The sequence below is a fragment of the Marinospirillum perlucidum genome (assembly GCF_003336805.1).
Lineage (GTDB): Bacteria > Pseudomonadota > Gammaproteobacteria > Pseudomonadales > Halomonadaceae > Marinospirillum > Marinospirillum perlucidum.
Window position 1 is genome coordinate 90404 of sequence record NZ_QFWJ01000001.1, and the last position, 18638, is coordinate 109041.

The window sequence follows — 18638 nt, forward strand, 5'->3', positions numbered from 1 at the left end:
ATGCTGCTTGAAGGGGTGTTTGACAAGCCTGCTTCAGCTGATATAAGTTAATGGCTTAATTTTCACCCCACACGCGATGCTTTGGGGTCTTGGCAGTAACACTACCCGCTTGTCCTTGGTGTTATAGGGCTCATCACCCTCACTGGCACCAAGGGGAGATCAAGCGGCAACCCGGTGGACAGCAAGTGAAGCGGTCAACGGCGGGTCAGGAAAAGGTGACGAGATTCGGTGCCCGGGGATAAGGCCTTGGGGAGGACACCGTCAATTAAGCGCCTTGGCTTGGTTTGCTTTGGATGGTGACCGTTCTCGGCAGGCGCACCGCAAGCTGCAGCGAGATAACGGCTCTGGTTGCACGGCAAGACACACCAACCCGCCTGTGGCTTTCACCTAAGAGATATGGCTATGCGTTGAAATTCCACCACTTGGCTCCAAAATGGCTGGCTAACAGCGGTTCAATCACCCGTGACCACTGCGTTTTTGGCGGTGTTTTTGGTTATTCTGACCTTATGAATCTCTGCCAGCCCTGTGCAGGCGATGGATTACGACCTCACTTACGACATTGAAGACGCTTGGCAAGCGCACCCAGACAACGCCGTCTATCAGCGCTTAAACGATGAAGGTCGTCATGAAGAAGCTCAAGCCCTGAAAAGGCAGGTGTTAATCCACCTGACGCGCACCGCTGTAAGAGATTTTATGCGCGATCAAGAGCGAAGACTCGATGATTATGTCATGAACAAAATCGATGAAGCCATCGCCCATACACGCGGATTTAATCTCCCTGAACCCACCCGCGAGCTCTTTAGGGAAGAGTACAAGCACCAACTCTATCTCTTTTTGATTGAATACTCGAATCGCAATGACAATAGGCTTCACCGTATGTACAGTGACTTGGGAGACAGAATCGGCAGCTGAGATCAGTTTTACGAACAAATCCACCAGTACACGACCTTGAATGCATCTTCCATAAGAACTAACTTAGGACAGATTGCTCGCAAGGCAGAGGATGAAGTCTTAACTCCAGAGGAGTTAGTAAAATACCGTGTAGCGATTATGGATTTCACTTAGGAGCTTCTAGCTCGATTAGAGTGAGAGTAACCCACCCAAACCCCATCTACCCATACACGCTCCGCCCCTGCGCCCTAAAAAAACCTCTATAGGCTTGCTGTCCCATCACTCTCTTGGTTAAGCCTGCTGATTTGACAAACCCTCACACTCGACCGTAATCTGCTGTGCTTATAACAATACTAGATGACTACACTATATAGAATGAATTTATAGATTTACTTAGGGGATATACGGCAATCTCGGCGGTAGATAATCCCTTCAAAACCCCGCAACCCCCGAGCTTAAACCAAGCTGTGTTATAATATCAAGTTCACACGGGGGCATGGTGTAACGGTAGCATACCAGACTCTAAGCCTGGGATAGGGGATTCCAACCCCCCTGGTAGAGGTTCGATTCCTCTTGTCCCCGCCAATTTTTCAGCGTAGCAGTTCAATCACTCGGAGTAGCAGTGATTCCAACAGCACCCTTAATGGTGGGAATTGATCCCAGCAGCGACATCACCGCCTTGTTAAACCTGGGTGTGCGCCAGTTTTTTGCTGGATACCTGCCCCCAGCTTGGCTGGAGTCCTATGGGGCGCAGTTGTCACCCAATCGCCGTTATCGCATCAAAGAACAGTTCACTGATGCGGCTGCTTTGCAAAGTATCATCAAGCAGATCCACCAAGCTGGCGGAGTGTTTAACCTCACCCTCAACACCCCCTGGAGCAATGCCCAGTTACAACCCGAGTTGTTGGTGCTGCTGGATCAGGCCGAAACCTTGGATGTGGATGGCGTGGTGGTCGGCAGCCTCTCCCTGCTGGAGCAGATTAAACAACGCGGGCTGCAAAGCCAGCTGATTCTCTCCAACCTCTTGGGGGTCTACTCTCTGCCTGCGGCTCAATTTCTGGCGGCGCGTTACCAGCCCAGCAAAATCGTGCTACCCCGCGACCTGAGCCTGGCTGAAATCACCCAAATCGCCAGCCAGACGCCGCAGATGCAATTTGAAGTGTTTTTGTTTGGTGATCATTGCCGCCTGAGCGAAGCCCAGTGTTTTGTGGAACATGGCTATGACTCGGTCGTCCAGCAGGACTTGTGCGGCTACGCCCAGCAAAAACGCCAGCACCACCGCCGCGCTCTGCCGGATTTCAAGCCCCGCCTGCTGGCCGACAAAGAACCCAGTGCCGAGTTAATGCAATCCCTGGCAGGGGAGAGCCTGGCCTTAACCGATCTGCTCGACCAGTTGGATCGGGCGCTGTTTGAACAAGACACCAGCCAACAGCAACGCCTGGTGGCGCGTATTCGCGTACAGGATACCCGCACACCCTTGTTGCGCAATCTTCTGCTGGGCTATCGCGCCCTCAACCTGCTGGCTCAAGTGCCAGCGGCAGCGGATCTGATCCCCCGTTTTCAGCAACAGCTTCAGCAAGTCGCCCCCGACCCGCAAACGGCCTACTTCAAACTCGACCGATCCGGTCTTCAGGCCGCGCTGGATACCTTTGCTGATCTGCCCAACATCACCTCCTACAAGGTGCCCATGCGCGGTCGCAAACTTCTGGAGGTGCTGCACGGCTTGCAGCACAGCGACCCTCAGGCCAGCGCCGATTTTCGTGCCCAGCTTTATGCTACGGAAGCCACCCCATGAAGCTCTATATCAAGCTCAACCAGCACCGCTTGTTTCGGCACTGGCAAGACCTATTGCCCAAAGGCTACTCCGATCTCCAGCCGTTGCTGAAAAGCCTGCAAGGCAGCCCTAATGCGCTGGATTATCACGCCAATGTGGAAGCCGGTGAGATCCTGACCCAACAAAGTGAGCGACTCTTTTACAAACAGGCACCGCTGAAGAAGCTGGTGACGGGGCTTTATTACGGTAACGACACCTGCGAACATCTGCTGCCCAGCCCTGAGCAGCTTACATCGGTGGTGGACGCTTGCCTGCAAGCCCACCTGCGCCTTGTGTTGGTGCTGCCGCCGCTGACTGCCCACAACCAGGCTGCGATGGAAGCCTTGTTTCCCTGCCTGCCCAGTGATGCCGAGGTGGTGGTCAATGACTGGGGTGCTTTGGCCTTGGTGCAAGCCCAAGAGGGCATTAAGCCCCTTGCCGGTCGGCTCTTTCATCGCGTGCAACGCTCGGCGTTTGTGGATGAACTCCAACCCACCGATGCCAGCCCTGAACAACTGGCACAGCAACAGCATTTGCGCCTGCTGCCGGAATACAGTGATCCCACCTTCAGAGCCGCCTTTAAGGAAATGGGGATTGGGCGGGTCGCTCTGGATAACGATAACCATCTGTTGGATTGGTGTGAAGAAGCGCCGCGCCTGCATCTGGATATCTACTATCCTTATCGCTACCTCTCACTGGCCCGCGCCTGCGACACCGCCGCTCACTATGATGCCCGCCACGGCCACTTCCCCCTCACCAGCTGCCCGCGCTATTGCGAAAAAACCGCGGTTTCCTTGCCTTCGGATACCCATCGCCACCTGCTGCAACGCAATAACGCCTTCTACAAGCTGGCTTTACCGCTGGATTTGCCCAGCGCCGTGACCCGCAACAAACGCAATCGTCTGATCTGGGAACCGATGTTGTAAGCAGGTTATAGCGCCTTGCAAAGCTATTCCCCCGCACGCCCCCAATGTCTTGACAGCCCATCACCGCCTGTCTTAGTCTGCTTTGAATGCAAACCCCGCACGCGATGCTTTGGGGTCTGGCAGTAACACTACCCGTTTGTCCTTGGTGTTATAGGGCTCATCACCCTCACTGGCACCAAGGGGAGATCAAGCGGCAACCCGGTGGACAGCAAGTGAAGCGGTCAACGGCGGGTCAAAAAAAGGTGACGAGCTTCGGTGCCTGAGGTTTACTCAGGATGGACACCGTCAATTAAGCGCCTTGGTTTGATTGGCTTTGGATGGTGATCGTTCTCGGCAGGCGCACCGCAAGCAGCAGCGAGATAACGGCTCTGGTTGTACGGCAAGACACACCAACCCGCTTGTGGCTTTCACCTAAGAGACATGGCTATGCGTTGTAACTCCACCAATCGGCTTCAGAATGGCTGGCTAACAGCGGTTCAATCACCCGTGACCACTGCGTTTTTGGCGGTGTTTTTGGTCATGCTGACCTTGTGAATCTCTGCCAGCCCTGTGCAGGCGATGGATTACGACCTCACTTACGACATTGAAGACGCCTGGGAAGTGCATCCAGACAAAGCCGTCTATCAGCGCTTAAACGATGAAGGTCGTCATGAAGAAGCTCAAGCCCTGAAAAGGCAGGTGTTAATCCACCTGACGCGCACCGCTGTAAGAGATTTTATGCGCGATCAAGAGCGAAGACTCGACGATTATGTCATGAACAAAATCGATGAAGCGATCGCCCATACACGCGGCTTTAATCTCCCTGAACCCACTCGCGAGCTCTTTAGAGAAGAGTACAAGCACCAACTCTATGTGTTTTTGATTGAATACTCGAATCGCAATGATAATGCACTGCACCGACTATACACTAGCTTCGGAAGGAGCCTATTAGAAGGTGACCGCTTCATTGAAGACATCCACCAGTACACGACCCGAAATGCCCACGGCATTAAAATAAACCTTGAGCAGATTGCCTACAAGGCGATGGATGAAGCCTTTAATAATGAGGAGCAAGAAGAATACTTTAACTCAGTATCACTTTTTAACCACGAGTTCATATCTCTTCTGATGTGACGATAAACTGATATGCTTTAATATCTTGAGCCACTACGCCTTTTGCTATTTAAAATAGAGCATCTCTACTTACATCTCCCTAAACCTACTCCACAAGGCGGCACTGAAGCCTAAATGGCTGTAAACTATCCCGCATGAGCAGAAAACTTCACCAGGTCGTTAATCCCATCAAACAGCAACTGGCGAGCAGTCAACGCCTGCGTCTGCCTGTTTCGCGTCAGGGCGAACTCTCCGCGCTCCTTCAGGTGCAGCTTCAACGCGGTGAGGCTTTGCTGGTACAGACCTTCTATGATTTTCTGGATCAGATCGGGCAGGTGAATCCAGAGGTGCAGCTTAAAGCCTGGCAGGAGATCCTTGCCAGCGGTAAACACCTCCTGGATCTTTCGCAACGCACGGGGTTAATCCAGTGGTTCGAGCATCCGCTAGACCCCATCCCCGAAAAAGCGGCTTATAAAAGCTGGTGCCTGCTGTTATTTCATTTGTATCAAAACCCGGATAGCGCAGCCTGGAAAGCAGCGACCGAGGGCTTTTACCGCCACTATTTTGCAGGGCTCTTCCCCAGCCAGCCTGTGCAAAAGACTTCCAGCCTGGATGACCTGAAAAAACAAGTCGCACGCCTGCTGCGCCAACGCTGGGGGCGAGGGGTCGAGCTTAAAGAGTCCTTCAAGGAAGAAGCTGACAAGGTAGCGTTTAGTTTAAGGTTTAAAACTCAGCACCATGCCTGGCAAACCCTGCTGACTCTGGAAGGTCGTCGCCTCAAACCGGTTCGCCTGCAAGCTTACAAGGAGCTCCTTGAGCAACTCCAGGCAGGCAAGGACCCCTCTGCCAAGGCGACTCCTCTGACACCGGTTGCCCCTAAAAGGAGGCATGTGTGGTGGTATCAGCAGCCGGAATGACCCGCTTGGAAACCCCAGATCCAGCTACAACTGATAAAAACGCAGCATCAGGTGCATCCAGCGATCATTCAATTCTTTGGCGGTTTGTAGTAGGCCAGGTTGAGGCCTTGCGTTAAGCGGAGTAATTATCTTGCCTCGTCAGCCTTCGGGCTGGCTTTTTTCGTTCTGGCCTCTTCTTTTAAGCGCCCTTATTTCTCTTGCAGTAACTCATAAGGCCTTCTTGCTGCTTCCATCACCTCGCCTAGAGAAAAAGCGCGGATAAATTGCGAGAAGAGCTGGCCTGCAAACCTGAGTTCAACCACCGGTAGTGAGAAGATGCTGTTGCTGGCACATAGCTGCAGGCTGGCACCCTGGCAGTCAAGGTAGGCAAGGGTCATGGCCGGGAACTCCTGCTTAAAGCTTGCTGCCAGTCGAGGTTTGATGGCCTGGCAGACACCACAGTTTTTGCCGCCATAGAGTACCAAGAGGGCAGGCTCTTCTGTCAGCAGGCGTTGGTAATCTTCCCGTGTGGTGATTTCCAGCATTTCGCGTTTCTTCCTAGGAAACCTCTGATTAACTACTGTGCTTGGTGATGCTGCGTTGAAATTGACCTCAAAATGCTCATTTACTTTATGTAAACTCCGCTTTCTCGGCCAATTTCGCTGGTGACCTACACGGATGTAGGAAGTGCTGGAATATATCAGGAATAAATTCAGCCCTGACCTGCGCTCGTGACGTTGATCAGAGGCTCCCTAGCTTGATTAGGAGGATTGTATTTTAGTGAGGTTGACCTCCTGTGTCAGCTTTTATCTGTCCCTGGGCGGTAGGGGGATCTTGTGTGGCCAGTCGTCGGGTACCAGAAAGCATCTGAGCCAGCCTTGATCCGCTTGCCTGATAGCCAGGAGCAGTGGTTGCTTTTCTTCCCTTATCTGCTGTTGCAGCTGTTTTTCCAGTTCTTGCAGAGGGATTAAATATTCATCACTGGGCGTCGCCAGCCAGTGGGGTTTTTGCAGGCGCTGGCCACGACTTCGGGGGTCTAGTTCTGCAAGCAAGTCTGCTAGCTGGTGGTGGTAAAGCCAGAGGCCTTGTTGGTGATCCAGGTTGCTGCCCTGAGGCGAGGGCAGGTGTTCCTGCCAGGGATAGAAAAGATAGCCGGGCAGGGCCAGATATTTTTCCACCGGCTCTTGGGGTGTCCATTGCAGCTCCTTCGGGCAGATGGCTTGAAGGGCCTCACGTGCCAAGGGGTGGTCACTCAAGGGCAGCTGGTGTTTGAGGGTGTGGCTGGCCTTATGGGCGAGGCTATCCATCCCGCCAGGTCCGATCCAGCGGCTGGCGGATGTCGCCTTGCCTGGCCCCAGGGGCAAACCCAGATAGAACTTGACGGCCACTTCCAGATGGTAAAGGCGGTGGGTTTGACGATCGGCAAAGACCAGATCCAGCTCGCCCAGGGTACGTTTGTTATGCCGGATTGGTAGGTTGTGTGCCAGCAACTCCACACCGGGCGAGGTTTGCAGTAAAAATTTCCAAAGGGCTTCATGGTAAGCACCCAAACGTGGACGGCTGAGTTGCCGGATCTTGGCTTCCAGAGCCTCTGGGTGTTGATCCAGCTGCTGAAGCCAGTCTTGCAGGCTGGTCTTCTCCCATCCTAGCAAGTCAGGCAGGGGCTTTTGCGGCCAGGGACTGGTGATTAGATCCGGCGTGGTCAGAATCCAGGCCAGGTCTCTAACCAGCGGGTGCTGATAGTCTTCCCAGAAGAAAACTTTTGGCTTAGGCATGATCAAACCTCAACTGATCTACGGGCTGGCAAACCCTCCTGCCTTGCAGGTGGGCTATGATAAAATGCGCGCTTTGATTGCATTTCGAGGTTAAGCCATGCTGGTTTCCGAAGCCAAGAAAGAGGCCATTTTTCAGGAGTTGAGTAAAACTCACGATCTGGATAGCAAGGCCACCATCTTTCGTATTGAAATGGTTCATGGCAACTGCACCATGCTGTGTCCGGGTGGCGTGCCGATACAAAAAGCCGTGGTCAGTGCCCTGAGTCGCTTTGGCGAAGAAAGAGTACTGCGCATCGAGCCTCAGTGAGAGTCTGCCGGCGGTTTGTCTTCTGCTTCTCTGGCCTGTTGGGCCCGGCCCAGTTTTTCCATCCGACTGATCATGCTGCGCAGTAATCCCAGTTCCTGAATATCCGGACGGGCACGACGAAAGAGGGTGCTGAGCCGATCCAGGGATTTATGCGAAGCCCCTCTTAACATGCCGCTGGCTTCCAGAGCTTTTTCCAGATGCCCTTCAAAGCCTCTCAAGGCTTCCAGAGTGGGGTAGTCGCGCTGTTCAGCGGCAGCTTGGGGCTGGGTGGTCTGGCTGGCCGTAAAAACTTCATAACAAAGCAGCTGAACGGCCTGGGCCAAATTGAGGATGGAGTAGTCAGGATTGCCGGGAATGCTCACCTGGTGGGTGCAGGAAGCCATTTCCTCGTTATGCAGGCCGGTGCGCTCGCGCCCAAACACCAGAGCGACTTCACCCTGCAGACTTGCCTTGCAGACCTCTTCACCCAGCTGTCGGGGCGTGACTTCCGTAAGTAGCTGGTTGCGCAGGCGCGCGCTGGCACCGATGACCATAGAACAGTCCTTGACGGCGTCATCCAGTTGCTCGCAGATGACTGCATTATCCAACAGGTCACTGGCTCCAGCTGCCATGCGGGTGGCTTCGGGGTCGGGGTAGCTGACCGGATTGACCAGATAGAGGCGTTCGACCCCCATGGTTTTCATGGCGCGGGCGGCAGAGCCGATATTGCCGGGATGAAAGGTCTGAACGAGAACGACGCGTAGCTTGGGAAACATCAAGGGGTATCACTTCCTAAAACAGTCGGGAAAGCTGCGGATTCTACCAGCATTTAGCCTTCGGGTTGGCGATTGTCGCCCTGTGCCAGTTGCAGCTGCTGGCGTTGCTGCTGTAGACGCCAGGCATAGACTTCACGAAAGGCCAGAATGCTTTTGACATAATTACGGGTTTCAGCATAGGTGATTTGCTCCACCCAGCGCGGGCTGGTGGTTTCACCCAGTTGTTGCTGCCAGAGGTTGGTGCGGGCCGGGCCTGCATTATAGGCCGCAGCCGCCAGGATAGGATTGTTCTCGTAGCGTTGCATCAACTGGCCCAGGTAGCTGATCCCCACGGGCAGGTTGTATTCCGGTCTCAAGAGGTCGCGTTCGGGTTGCAAGGGCAGCTGCAGTTGGCGTGATACCTGGGCACCGGTTTGTGGCATCACCTGCATCAGGCCTAAAGCACCTACGGCAGAGCGGGCCTGGGGATTGAACAGGCTTTCCTTGCGGATTAAAGCCAGGACCAGCGCCAGATCCAGTTCGGCCTCCTCGGCCAGTGGCTGAATCTGCTCCAGGTGGGCCAGCGGGAAGCGCAACTCCAGGGCATCGTCATCACCGGCTCGATGGACGGCATCGACACTGCGATCATGCCAGCCCCAGTGGCGGGCCAACCAGGCTGCCTGACGCCAACTGGTCGCATCGGCATCCCTGAGGGTGAAGTGCCATTCACGGCGGGCTTCTTCGATATAACCGGTCAGGTACAGTTCTCCGGCACGCTGGATACCCGGGCGGTCGGTGAGTTCCTGCATGGAGGCGGCGATCAGGGGGAGCGGCCGGGCATTCATTTGCGGTGGCTGCCCCAGCTCTTTGGCTGCCAAAAAGCCGTAGTAGCTGCGTACTTGAGCCAGTTGCCCGAGAAGATTTCTGGCGCGGAGGTTGTGGCCGTTTTCCAGAAGCGCGCGACCCAGCCAGTAGCGCCATTCATTGTCTTCCTGTAAAGCCGGTGGCAGGGCTTCTATCGCGGCAACCAGCGGAGCCCAGTTCCCCAGACGAACCAGGGTACGGGCATACCATTCACGCCCGCGACTGGAGCGATGCTCTACCGGCAGGCGTTGAAACAATTCCAGGGTGTTGGCATCCAGATCCCAGGCCGAACGTACGGCTCTTTCTTCCTGGATGGCATAAACCAGCTCCTGGGACAGCATCTCCTGTTGATAAAGACGCTGGGCCAGGTTTTCAGCCTTACGCGGTTGGCGGCTGGCCAGACGCAGGAGTAGGTCGTTTAGCAGTTCTTCCCGGAGATAATCCGGTGCCGGGGGTAGCTGGATGCGTTCTTCAGCCAGAGCGGTCAGGCGGTAATCGGGGTTAAGCCGCCCGCGTCGCCAGAAATCCAGAAAGTTGCGTTGGTGATCTGCAAGCTGGTGGCGCAGCGACCAAGCCTGACGGGAATTTTTGGCCCGCATCAGCGTTAGAGCAGCCTGCCAGTAATCCTCTTCAGTCAGAAAACCCAGCAGCTGCAGTTGCTCGACCAGCGGGGCACAGGCTGCAGGCAGGGGCTGATGTTGCCGCCAGAACTCGGCTGCTGCTTCCAGCCAGCTCAGGCTCTGGCCTTGCTGGTCGGCCTGGGCGCGGAGTCGGTAGCATTCCAGACGCGCCTGGGTTTGAGGCTGCTGGCCTGCATACTGGTAAAACGCTTCCCAGGCTTCCTGGCTGCCCAGGTATTCCAGCCATTCAGTTTCCAGCTGGTTTTGGAAGGCCGTGTCAGGGTGATGTTTCAGAAAGGCGGTCAGGGCTTGTTCGTCGACCTGGCCATAGGCAACCTGATTGCGGAAAAGCTGGTATTCCAGATAGGGCGTTAAAGGGTAGTTGTTCAGGCGTACCAGAGTGTCGCTTAACTCGGGTAATTGACCGCGTTTAAGCTGCTCGTAGGTGTCGGAGAAGAGCTGACGTTTTTCAGCCAGGGACATCTCGCTTGAAAGAGGTTGGCCGAAAAAGGCCGAGGAAGTGGAAATGCAGGAAAAGAATAACAGAAGAAGAACCAGAAACAGGCGGCTTTTCCGGAGCAGGTGGGACAAGAATGCAAATGATGGAAAGCGGTCCTGGGTTGCCATAGGCTACTTCTCTGGGGATCAAGCGGATGCCCTGAATCTTAGCGAAACCCGGGCGACAAGAGAAGAGAAAACTGCCTGCAGATTTTGATTGGATGTCTGCAGGCAGTCAGCCGCTAGCGGTTTCTTAGATGAGTTCGATAGCAACAGCTGTTGCTTCACCGCCACCGATACACAGGCTGGCAATCCCCTTCTTCTTGCCTTCCTGCTGGAGGGCATGCATCAGGGTGACCAGAATGCGTGAGCCGGTGGAGCCGATGGGGTGGCCCTGGGCACAGGCGCCGCCGTAGATGTTGGTCTTCTCGTGGGGAATGCCCAGACCATCCATCGCCAGCAGGGTTACCACGGCAAAGGCTTCGTTGATTTCAAACAGATCCACTTCATCCAGGGACCAGCCGGCTTTCTCCAGTACCTTCTCAATGGAGCCGATGGGCGCCAGGGTGAATTCGCTGGGTTCACGCGAGTTGGTGGCGTGAGCCGCAATACGGGCCATGGGCTTGAGTCCGCGCTTTTGGGCTTCGGATTCACGCATCAACACCAGGGCTGAAGCACCATCAGAGATGGAGCTGGAGTTGGCGGCGGTGATGGTGCCGTCTTTTTTGAAGGCCGGGCGCAGTGAAGGAATCTTGTCGATATTGGCCTGATGAGGCTGTTCGTCATCTTCAATGGTGACTTCGCCCTTGCGGGTTTTCACCGTGACTGCTGCAGTTTCGGCCTTGAGTTTGCCCTGTTCGATCGCGGTCATGGCCCGCTTCAGGGAGCTGATGGCAAAGTTGTCGAGAGATTCGCGAGAATAGCCGCGATCGTCGGCGATTTCCTGAGCAAATACGCCCATGAGTTTGCCGGTGCGGGCATCTTCCAGGCCATCCATGAACATGTGATCCTTGACCTCACCGTGACCCAGGCGATAACCGGAGCGAGCCTTGGTCAGCAGGTGAGGAGCATTGGACATGCTTTCCATGCCGCCGGCGACCATGATGTCGTTGGTGCCAGCCTTGATCAGGTCATGAGCCAGCATCACGGCTTTCATGCCCGAGCCACAGAGCTTGTTTACAGTGGTGGCACCGGTGGCGACGGGAATGCCGGCATTCATCATGGCCTGGCGAGCAGGGCCTTGTTTGACACCGGCAGGCAGCACACAACCCATAATCACTTCCTGGACATCGGTCGGCTGCAAGCCAGCACGCTGGATCGCGTCAGCAATGGCAATGCCACCCAGTTCGGGAGCGGTCAGACTGGAAAGAGCACCCTGCAAACCACCCATGGCGGTACGTGCACCGGAAACCAGTACAATTGGATCTTGCTGCATGGAAATACCTCGTTGGTTCTTGATGGTTGTTCTTCTATAGAGTGCCGCTTGACCTGGTCCTTGGCTAGGGGTAGTTTGTGACCCGCAAGTCATAACCAAGCAAGCGCTAGTTAACCAATATGAAGTTAAACAAGAATTCCAAGAGACGCAAGGAACTGGTCGCCGTGGCCGCGAGACTCTTTTGTGATCAGGGCTATGAGTCGACCACAGTACGTATGCTGGCCGATGCCATGGGGATCAAATCCGGCAGCCTGTTTCATCATTTTCAGGACAAGCAGGAAATCCTCTTTTCGGTGATCGAGTCGGGCATGGAGCATGCCATGCAGATTGCTGAAACAGCCCTGAAAAAAGCTACTTCTCCGCGTGAGCAACTCTGGTTACTGGCCCGTGCTCATCTTTCCACTCTGCTGGAAGACAAGGATGCCCACGTGGTTGCTATCTATGAATGGCGGAGTCTGACCGAGGCCTCGCGCCAGGAATTGGTAAAACTTCGCGATGCTTATGAAAGCCATTGGACAGCGACCCTGCAGGCCTGTCATCAGGCCGGATTGCTGTCGGGAGACCTGGGTCTGCAGCGGCGTCTGGCATTGGGAGCGCTCAACTGGACGGTACAGTGGTACCAACCAGGGGGTGGCCTGCATCCGGATGATCTGGCCGATGAGGTAGTGGCTATGGTTTTACGAGAGAAGGCTTGCGGGATGCCAGCGAGTGAAGTAGGCTAATTAAAACCAAGCGCTTGCTCGGCTTGTGGTTTTGTTTTTCATAAAACGGCAGGCCGCTGGCGGCTCAGGCAACAGAAAAGAATAAAAGCAAGGTGACCCAGGGTCGCCTTTATTTGGATTTACAAGTTGACGTTTACGTCAAGGTTATACAAAAACAACAAGCGATGACCGGAGGTATCAAATGGCTGAAATAGCTCAAGCACAGGATTACGCAGCCTTCATGCAGGACTTTCAGTTGGCGGATGTGGAAAGCAAACTGGAAGGCAGTCTCAAGGAAGGTTTTAACGCCTATACCGAATGCTGCGGTCGTCATGCCCGTGGCAGCAAGGCTGATCAGCCTGCCCTGATCCATGAATCGGCAGAAGGCAAGGTGACCCAACTGACCTTTGCTGAAATGGATCGGCTAACCGGCCAGTTGGCCAACATGATGAAAAGTCGTGGTGTGCAAAAGGGCGACCGCATTGCTGCGATGCTGCCGCGTACGCCTGAGCTGCTGGCGTTGATCCTGGCCAGCTGGCGTCTGGGTGCGGTTTACCAGCCCCTGTTTACCGCCTTTGGCTATGAAGCCATTGAATACCGCCTCAAGCAGGCCAAGACCAAGCTGGTCTTCACCGATGCCGAGAATCGGGAGAAATTTAAACCCATTACCGACCTGCCGGAAATGATTCTGTTGGGCTCGCAAAGCGAGGCCAGTGACTGGGGTGATCAGCATTACGCCAGTCTACTGGAAGGCCAGGCGACTGATTTTGAAGCTGAAGCCCTTGATGCTGAAGCGCCCTTCCTGCAGATGTTTACCTCCGGCACCGTGGGTAAATCCAAGGGGGTGGCGGTTCCCGTCAAGGCGCTGCCCGCTTTTTATATTTACATGCGCTATGCCATCGATCTGCAGGAAGGCGACAAATTTTGGAATATGGCTGATCCCGGTTGGGCCTATGGCCTCTATTACGCCATCACTGGCCCCTTGTTGCTGGGGGTGACCACCCACTTCAATGAAGCCGGGTTTACAGCCGAAAACACTCTGGAATTTTTGAAGAAACACGGAATTACCAATCTGGCCTCGGCGCCCACGGCCTACCGGATGATGAAATCCAGTGGCGAGTTGGACCAGAAGGCGGATGAGCTGCAGTTGCGCGTGGCCAGCTCGGCTGGGGAGCCCCTGAACACCGAGGTGGTGAACTGGGTGAGTGATAACCTGGGCTGCCGGGTAATGGACCACTATGGTCAAACTGAAACCGGCATGACCTGTTGTTGTCACCATGCCTTGACCCACCACAGCCCGGTCGGCTCTATGGGCATGCCCATGCCCGGTTATCGCCTGGTGATTTTGGATGCTGAATACCGCGAGCTGGAAGCAGGTGAAACCGGTCAGCTGGCCGTGGATATGGAGGCTTCTCCTGCCTTCTTCTTCCAGGGATACACCTGGCAGGAGAAAAAGCCCTTCCACGACAAGTATTACCTGACTGGTGATGTGGTGGAAAAACATGAAGACGGCACCTTCTGGTTTGCCGGTCGCGACGACGACATCATCACCACTGCTGGTTACCGCGTGGGGCCCACTGATGTGGAAAATACCGTGCTGGAGCATGCAGCGGTGGCCGAATCCGCAGCGGTGGGCAAGCCGGATGAATTGCGCGGCTTTGTGATCAAATCCTATGTGGTTTTGCGTGATGGCCATGAACCCAGTGACGGCCTGGTCAAGGATATCCAGGCGCTGGTTCGCGAGCGGCTGTCCGCACACGCCTTCCCGCGTGAGATTGAATTTGTCGAGGCGTTGCCTAAGACGCCCAGTGGCAAGATTCAACGCTTTATCCTGCGCAAGCAGGCTGAGCAGGAAGCTGAAGACTAGTTCAGAGTCCGAATTTCGATTCTGCTCAGAGGTAAGGGCAAGGTTGTTGGCAAGCAGTGAGCGAGGAAACCTCTGATTAACTATTGCGCTTGCTTATGCTGCGTTGAAATTGATCTCATAATGCTCATTTACTCGCTGTAAACTCCGCTTTTTCGTTCAATTTCGCCTTGCCTAACCTGCGCTCATCACGTTGATCAGAGGCTCCCTAGAAAAGCCGAATGCGATGAAGAGCCAATGACCTTGCAGGTAAAAAGAGGGCAAGGCACTGCGAGTCAGGACGCGTGAATACGTCCTGTTGCAGACAGCCTGACTCGACAGCAACCTGCCCGCCTGCGAGCGTTTGGTGGGCGTGAACTGAATCCCAAAAACTGACATAAGAGAACCCAGGCTGATGAAAATCGATCAACAAACCTTTCTGATTACCGGCGGTGCTTCCGGTCTTGGTGAAGCCACGGCCCGCTATCTCGTTGCCCGTGGTGGCCGTGTGGTGTTAGCGGATTTGAATTCCGAGGCAGGCGAAAAGCTGGCTGCCGAGCTGGGTGAAGTGGCTGCTTTCAGCCGCTGTGATGTGACTTCCGCCGAAGAAGTGCAGGCGGCGGTGGATCTGGCGGTCAGCCAGTTTGGTCGTCTCTCGGGGGTGATCAACTGTGCCGGTATTGTGGTCGTGCAAAAACTGCTGGATCGTGATTTAAACCCGGCTGATCTGGATGCCTTTAGCAAGGGTATCAATATCAATCTGGTGGGTAGCTTTAATGTTGCCCGTTTGGCCGCAGCGGCCATGGCCAAATGCGAGGCCCTGGAAGATGGTGAGCGGGGTGTGATCATCAATACCGCCTCCATCGCCGCCTTTGACGGTCAGGTGGGGCAGGCAAGCTATGCTTCCTCCAAGGCCGGAGTTGTGGGTCTGGCCCTGCCGCTGGCGCGTGAGCTCTCGCGTCATGGCATCCGGGTGATGACCATTGCCCCCGGTGTTTGCGGTACACCCATGATGAGCGGTATTCCCGATGAAGCCCGTGAACAATTGGAAGCGGGTGTGCCCTTTCCCAAGCGCCTGGGCAAGCCGGATGAGTTTGCTTCCCTGGCAGCCCACATCATTGAAAACACCTACTTGAACGGTGAAGTCATCCGCATGGATGGTGCCATCCGTATGGTTTGAGGAAGCTGTCCATGAATTTTGATCTGACCGAAGAACAAACCCTGATCCAGGATACGGCACGCCAGTTTGCTACCGAGGTCTTGGCACCCCAGGCTGCCGAGCTGGATACCACGGCAAATCCCGAGATTCTGAAAAGCCACCTGCAGCAGTTGGCTGAACTGGGCTTTATGGGACTGAACATCCATTCGGATTTTGGCGGGGCCGAGGCCGGGAGTCTGGCTTTCTCCCTGGCCATTACCGAGCTGGCCCGAGGCTGTGCCTCCACGGCAGTTTCCGTTTCGGTCAGCAACATGGTTGCAGAGGTGATCCAGGCCATAGGCACGGAGCAGCAGAAGCAGAATTACCTGCCCAAGCTGTGTTCAGGTGAATACTACGGTGGCAGTTTTTGCCTAACCGAGACCGAAGCCGGTTCTGATCCAGCGGCCATGAAAACCCGTGCAGTCAAGGATGGGGATGCCTGGGTGCTCAATGGCACGAAAGTCTGGATTTCCACGGCGGCCTTGGCCGGGGTTTATGTTGTCTGGGCGGTGACTGATCCTGAGGCTCCCAAGGGCAAGGGGATTTCCTGTTTTCTGGTTCCCGCCGGTACACCGGGCTTGGCCGTGGGCAAACCGGAAGAAAAAATGGGTCAGAAGGGTTCGGGCACCCATGAGGTGACCTTTACCGACTGCCGGATTCCGCTGGATGCTCTCATGGGGGAAGAAAATCAGGGCTTCAAGATTGCCGTGACCGAACTGGCGGGTGGGCGCATCGGCATTGCCTCCCTGGCCCTGGGGGTTGCCGGAGCTGCTCTGGACTATGCCCGTGATTACCTGCTGGAGCGCAAGCAGTTCGGACGGCCTCTGGCTGATTTCCAGGGTCTGCAGTGGATGCTGGCAGAACACGCCACCGAGATGGAGGCGGCCCGCCTCTTGACGCTTCAGGCAGCGGCGCTCAAGGAAGCTGGTAAACCCTTTGCTGCCCAGGCCTCCATGGCCAAGTTGATGGCGACCGAGAAGGGCAATCAGGCCTGTTATGCCGCCCTGCAAATGCTGGGTGCCAATGGTTACATGAAGGAGTATCCGCTGGAGCGTTATGCCCGGGATATTCGCGTGACCAGCATCTATGAAGGCACCAGTGAAATCCAGAAGCTGATACTCGCGCGCCACCTGTTGGCCTGATTCAAAATCGGGGTGTTCGGGCGGCTGCAATGGCCGTCACTGCCAGGGCACCCCGGTCTTTCAATTCCTGGGCTGCCCAGTGGCAACTGGCTCCGGTGGTGGCGACATCATCCACCAGAAGCAAACGCAGGCCTTCCACGTCCTTGCTTGCCTGAAAAGCCCCCTTGGGATTCTTCCAGCGCTTTTTCCGATCCAGCCCCTGCTGACTACTGCGGTTCTTGCGACGCTGCAGGAGTTGCGGGCGAAAAGGCAGTTGCCAAGACCAGGCTAGCCTGCGTCCCAGCCAGGTGGGTGCATGCAGGCTGCGTTGGTGCTGGTGGTTTTTCTGGGCGGGAAGGACGACCAAAGCATCCCAGTCTTGTCGAATTAAGCGGTTTTCCAGCTCTTGTCTGAGCAGGTCCACCAAGAGTCCCCCTGCCGTTCGCTGACCCCGGGTTTTGAATGCCAGGAGCAGACGATCCCAGGGCGGTTCGTATTTCAGGGGTGCCAGAAGTTGATCAAAAGCAGGGGGCTGTTGCTGGCAATTTTTACACAGCAGCGGGCTGTGGCTGATTAAATCCAGCGGCTGGCTGCATTGCCGGCAGCAGTCAGCGTTGTAGGGGAGTTCCTGGCGGCAGGCGGGGCAGAGATCCTCGGCGGTTTTTACCGGGCAGGCACAGAGCAGGCATTCGCCGGGCAGCAGGTATCTCAGCCGCTGGTTAAAGCGATAGCCGGGGGCGAGCAGCTTGTTAACCGTCGCTTGTATTTTAGTTGACAGCATTCCTGGCCTCCGGCATCCTTCCTTGTTAACTATGTTTGTTTTTAAAGTTTACAGGATGGCTCCATGACCGAGATTCGCCACGACTGGACTCAGCAGGAAATTGCCGAGCTCTTTGCCCTGCCGTTCAACGATTTGTTGTTTCAGGCCCAGACCTGCCATCGCCGCCACTTTGATCCCAATGATGTTCAGGTGTCGACGCTGATGTCGATCAAAACGGGCAGTTGTCCTGAAGATTGCAAATACTGCCCGCAATCCGGTCATTACAACACAGGGCTGGACAAGGAGAAGTTGCTGGAAGTCAACAAGGTGGTCAACCAGGCCAAGGCTGCGAAGGATGCCGGAGCCAGCCGTTTTTGCATGGGGGCAGCCTGGCGTTCACCCACAACCAAAGACATGCCTGCGGTGACGGAGATGATTCGTCAGGTCAAGGATCTGGGGCTGGAAACCTGCATGACGCTGGGCATGTTGAAGGATGGCCAGGCAGAAGAACTGGCCGCTGCCGGTCTGGATTACTACAACCATAATCTGGATACCTCGGAAGAGTTTTATAACGAGATCATTACCACCCGCACCTACGCAGACCGTCTGGAAACCCTGGACAAGGTTCGCCAAGCAGGGATGAAGGTTTGCTGTGGCGGGATCATCGGCATGGGTGAGGAAGCACAGGATCGCATTGGTCTCTTGCAGCAGCTTTCCAGCCTGCAACCGCATCCGGAAAGTGTGCCCATTAATATGCTGGTCAAGGTGGCGGGTACTCCCCTGGAAGATGTGGAGGATCTGGAGCCTTTGGAATTCATCCGCATGATTGCCGTGGCTCGACTGGTCATGCCTCGCTCGCGTATTCGCCTGTCTGCCGGTCGTGAAAATCTGGATGCCGCTCAGCAGGCCATGGCCTTTTTTGCCGGTGCCAACTCGATTTTTTACGGCGATAAGCTTTTGACCACCAGTAATCCCGAAGCGGATGAAGATCGCCAGCTTTTTGCACGCTTGGGCATCAATACTCATCAGCAGGCGTTGCCCGGTGGTGAGGCAGCACATCAGGCTGCCTTGAAAGCAGCCATGGAAGACAATTCCAGCCTTTATCAGGATGCCACCCGCAAGCAGGGCGAGGCGGTTACTAAACCCTGTGGTCTGGTGGTCTGA

General features: G+C 55.3%; 17 protein-coding genes. 11 read left to right on the forward strand and 6 right to left on the reverse strand.

Annotated elements, in window-relative coordinates:
- Positions 1–534: 534 nt before the first annotated feature.
- The 5 genes from DFK18_RS00440 (at position 535) to DFK18_RS00460 (ending at position 5639) form a co-directional block, all read left to right on the forward strand.
- Positions 535–912: a hypothetical protein gene (locus DFK18_RS00440; protein ID WP_114416236.1), complete on the forward strand. Its 378-nt coding sequence runs from the start codon at positions 535–537 to the stop codon at positions 910–912.
- Between the two features lie 601 nt (positions 913–1513).
- Positions 1514–2686: a U32 family peptidase gene (locus DFK18_RS00445; RefSeq protein WP_162299644.1), complete on the forward strand. Its 1173-nt coding sequence runs from the start codon at positions 1514–1516 to the stop codon at positions 2684–2686.
- On the forward strand, positions 2683–3630 hold the full coding sequence (locus tag DFK18_RS00450) for a hypothetical protein (protein WP_114416238.1): 948 nt from the start codon (positions 2683–2685) through the stop codon (positions 3628–3630). The genes DFK18_RS00445 and DFK18_RS00450 overlap by 4 nt, the downstream gene beginning before the upstream one ends.
- A gap of 558 nt (positions 3631–4188) precedes the next feature.
- Entirely contained in the window at positions 4189–4743 is a 555-nt protein-coding gene (locus DFK18_RS00455; protein ID WP_114416239.1) for a hypothetical protein, read from the forward strand.
- 134 nt (positions 4744–4877) lie between these two features.
- Positions 4878–5639 carry a hypothetical protein gene (locus DFK18_RS00460; protein WP_114416240.1) on the forward strand — a complete coding sequence of 254 codons (762 nt, stop codon included), beginning with the start codon at positions 4878–4880 and terminating at the stop codon, positions 5637–5639.
- 188 nt (positions 5640–5827) lie between these two features.
- Here the strand turns inward: DFK18_RS00460 and DFK18_RS00465 are convergent, their stop codons facing one another.
- Together DFK18_RS00465 and DFK18_RS00470 are read right to left on the reverse strand one after the other, a co-directional pair.
- Positions 5828–6163, reverse strand: coding sequence for a thioredoxin family protein (locus DFK18_RS00465; protein ID WP_114416241.1), 336 nt, complete (start codon positions 6161–6163; stop codon positions 5828–5830).
- A gap of 261 nt (positions 6164–6424) precedes the next feature.
- Positions 6425–7393: a DUF1853 family protein gene (locus DFK18_RS00470; RefSeq protein WP_114416242.1), complete on the reverse strand. Its 969-nt coding sequence runs from the start codon at positions 7391–7393 to the stop codon at positions 6425–6427.
- Positions 7394–7490: 97 nt separating this feature from the next.
- Between DFK18_RS00470 and DFK18_RS00475 the strand changes: the two genes are divergently transcribed.
- Positions 7491–7700 carry a hypothetical protein gene (locus DFK18_RS00475; protein ID WP_114416243.1) on the forward strand — a complete coding sequence of 70 codons (210 nt, stop codon included), beginning with the start codon at positions 7491–7493 and terminating at the stop codon, positions 7698–7700.
- Here the strand turns inward: DFK18_RS00475 and DFK18_RS00480 are convergent.
- The 3 genes from DFK18_RS00480 to DFK18_RS00490 form a co-directional block, all read right to left on the reverse strand.
- A complete protein-coding gene (locus DFK18_RS00480) occupies positions 7694–8455 on the reverse strand; it encodes an RNA methyltransferase (protein WP_114416244.1) in 762 nt (253 codons plus the stop codon). The genes DFK18_RS00475 and DFK18_RS00480 overlap by 7 nt on opposite strands.
- A gap of 53 nt (positions 8456–8508) precedes the next feature.
- Positions 8509–10545, reverse strand: coding sequence for a lytic transglycosylase domain-containing protein (locus DFK18_RS00485; protein WP_114416245.1), 2037 nt, complete (start codon positions 10543–10545; stop codon positions 8509–8511).
- A gap of 124 nt (positions 10546–10669) precedes the next feature.
- Positions 10670–11851, reverse strand: coding sequence for an acetyl-CoA C-acyltransferase (locus tag DFK18_RS00490; protein WP_114416246.1), 1182 nt, complete (start codon positions 11849–11851; stop codon positions 10670–10672).
- Positions 11852–11970: 119 nt separating this feature from the next.
- On the opposite strand from DFK18_RS00490, the gene DFK18_RS00495 reads away from it, so the two are divergent.
- The 4 genes from DFK18_RS00495 (at position 11971) to DFK18_RS00510 (ending at position 16735) form a co-directional block, all read left to right on the forward strand.
- Positions 11971–12573 carry a TetR/AcrR family transcriptional regulator gene (locus DFK18_RS00495; RefSeq protein ID WP_114416247.1) on the forward strand — a complete coding sequence of 201 codons (603 nt, stop codon included), beginning with the start codon at positions 11971–11973 and terminating at the stop codon, positions 12571–12573.
- Between the two features lie 181 nt (positions 12574–12754).
- Positions 12755–14419, forward strand: a complete 1665-nt coding sequence (locus DFK18_RS00500; protein WP_114416248.1) for an AMP-binding protein — start codon at positions 12755–12757, stop codon at positions 14417–14419.
- 391 nt (positions 14420–14810) lie between these two features.
- Positions 14811–15575, forward strand: coding sequence for an SDR family NAD(P)-dependent oxidoreductase (locus DFK18_RS00505; protein ID WP_114416249.1), 765 nt, complete (start codon positions 14811–14813; stop codon positions 15573–15575).
- An 11-nt stretch (positions 15576–15586) separates the two neighbouring features.
- The gene (locus DFK18_RS00510) at positions 15587–16735 is read left to right on the forward strand and encodes an acyl-CoA dehydrogenase family protein (protein WP_114416250.1); all 1149 of its coding nucleotides are present in this window, start codon (positions 15587–15589) and stop codon (positions 16733–16735) included.
- Position 16736: 1 nt separating this feature from the next.
- Here DFK18_RS00510 and DFK18_RS00515 read toward each other — a convergent pair whose 3' ends face one another.
- On the reverse strand, positions 16737–17495 hold the full coding sequence (locus tag DFK18_RS00515; RefSeq protein WP_114416251.1) for a ComF family protein: 759 nt from the start codon (positions 17493–17495) through the stop codon (positions 16737–16739).
- 63 nt (positions 17496–17558) lie between these two features.
- Between DFK18_RS00515 and bioB the strand changes: the two genes are divergently transcribed.
- The gene (gene bioB, locus DFK18_RS00520; protein WP_114416252.1) at positions 17559–18638 is read left to right on the forward strand and encodes a biotin synthase BioB; all 1080 of its coding nucleotides are present in this window, start codon (positions 17559–17561) and stop codon (positions 18636–18638) included.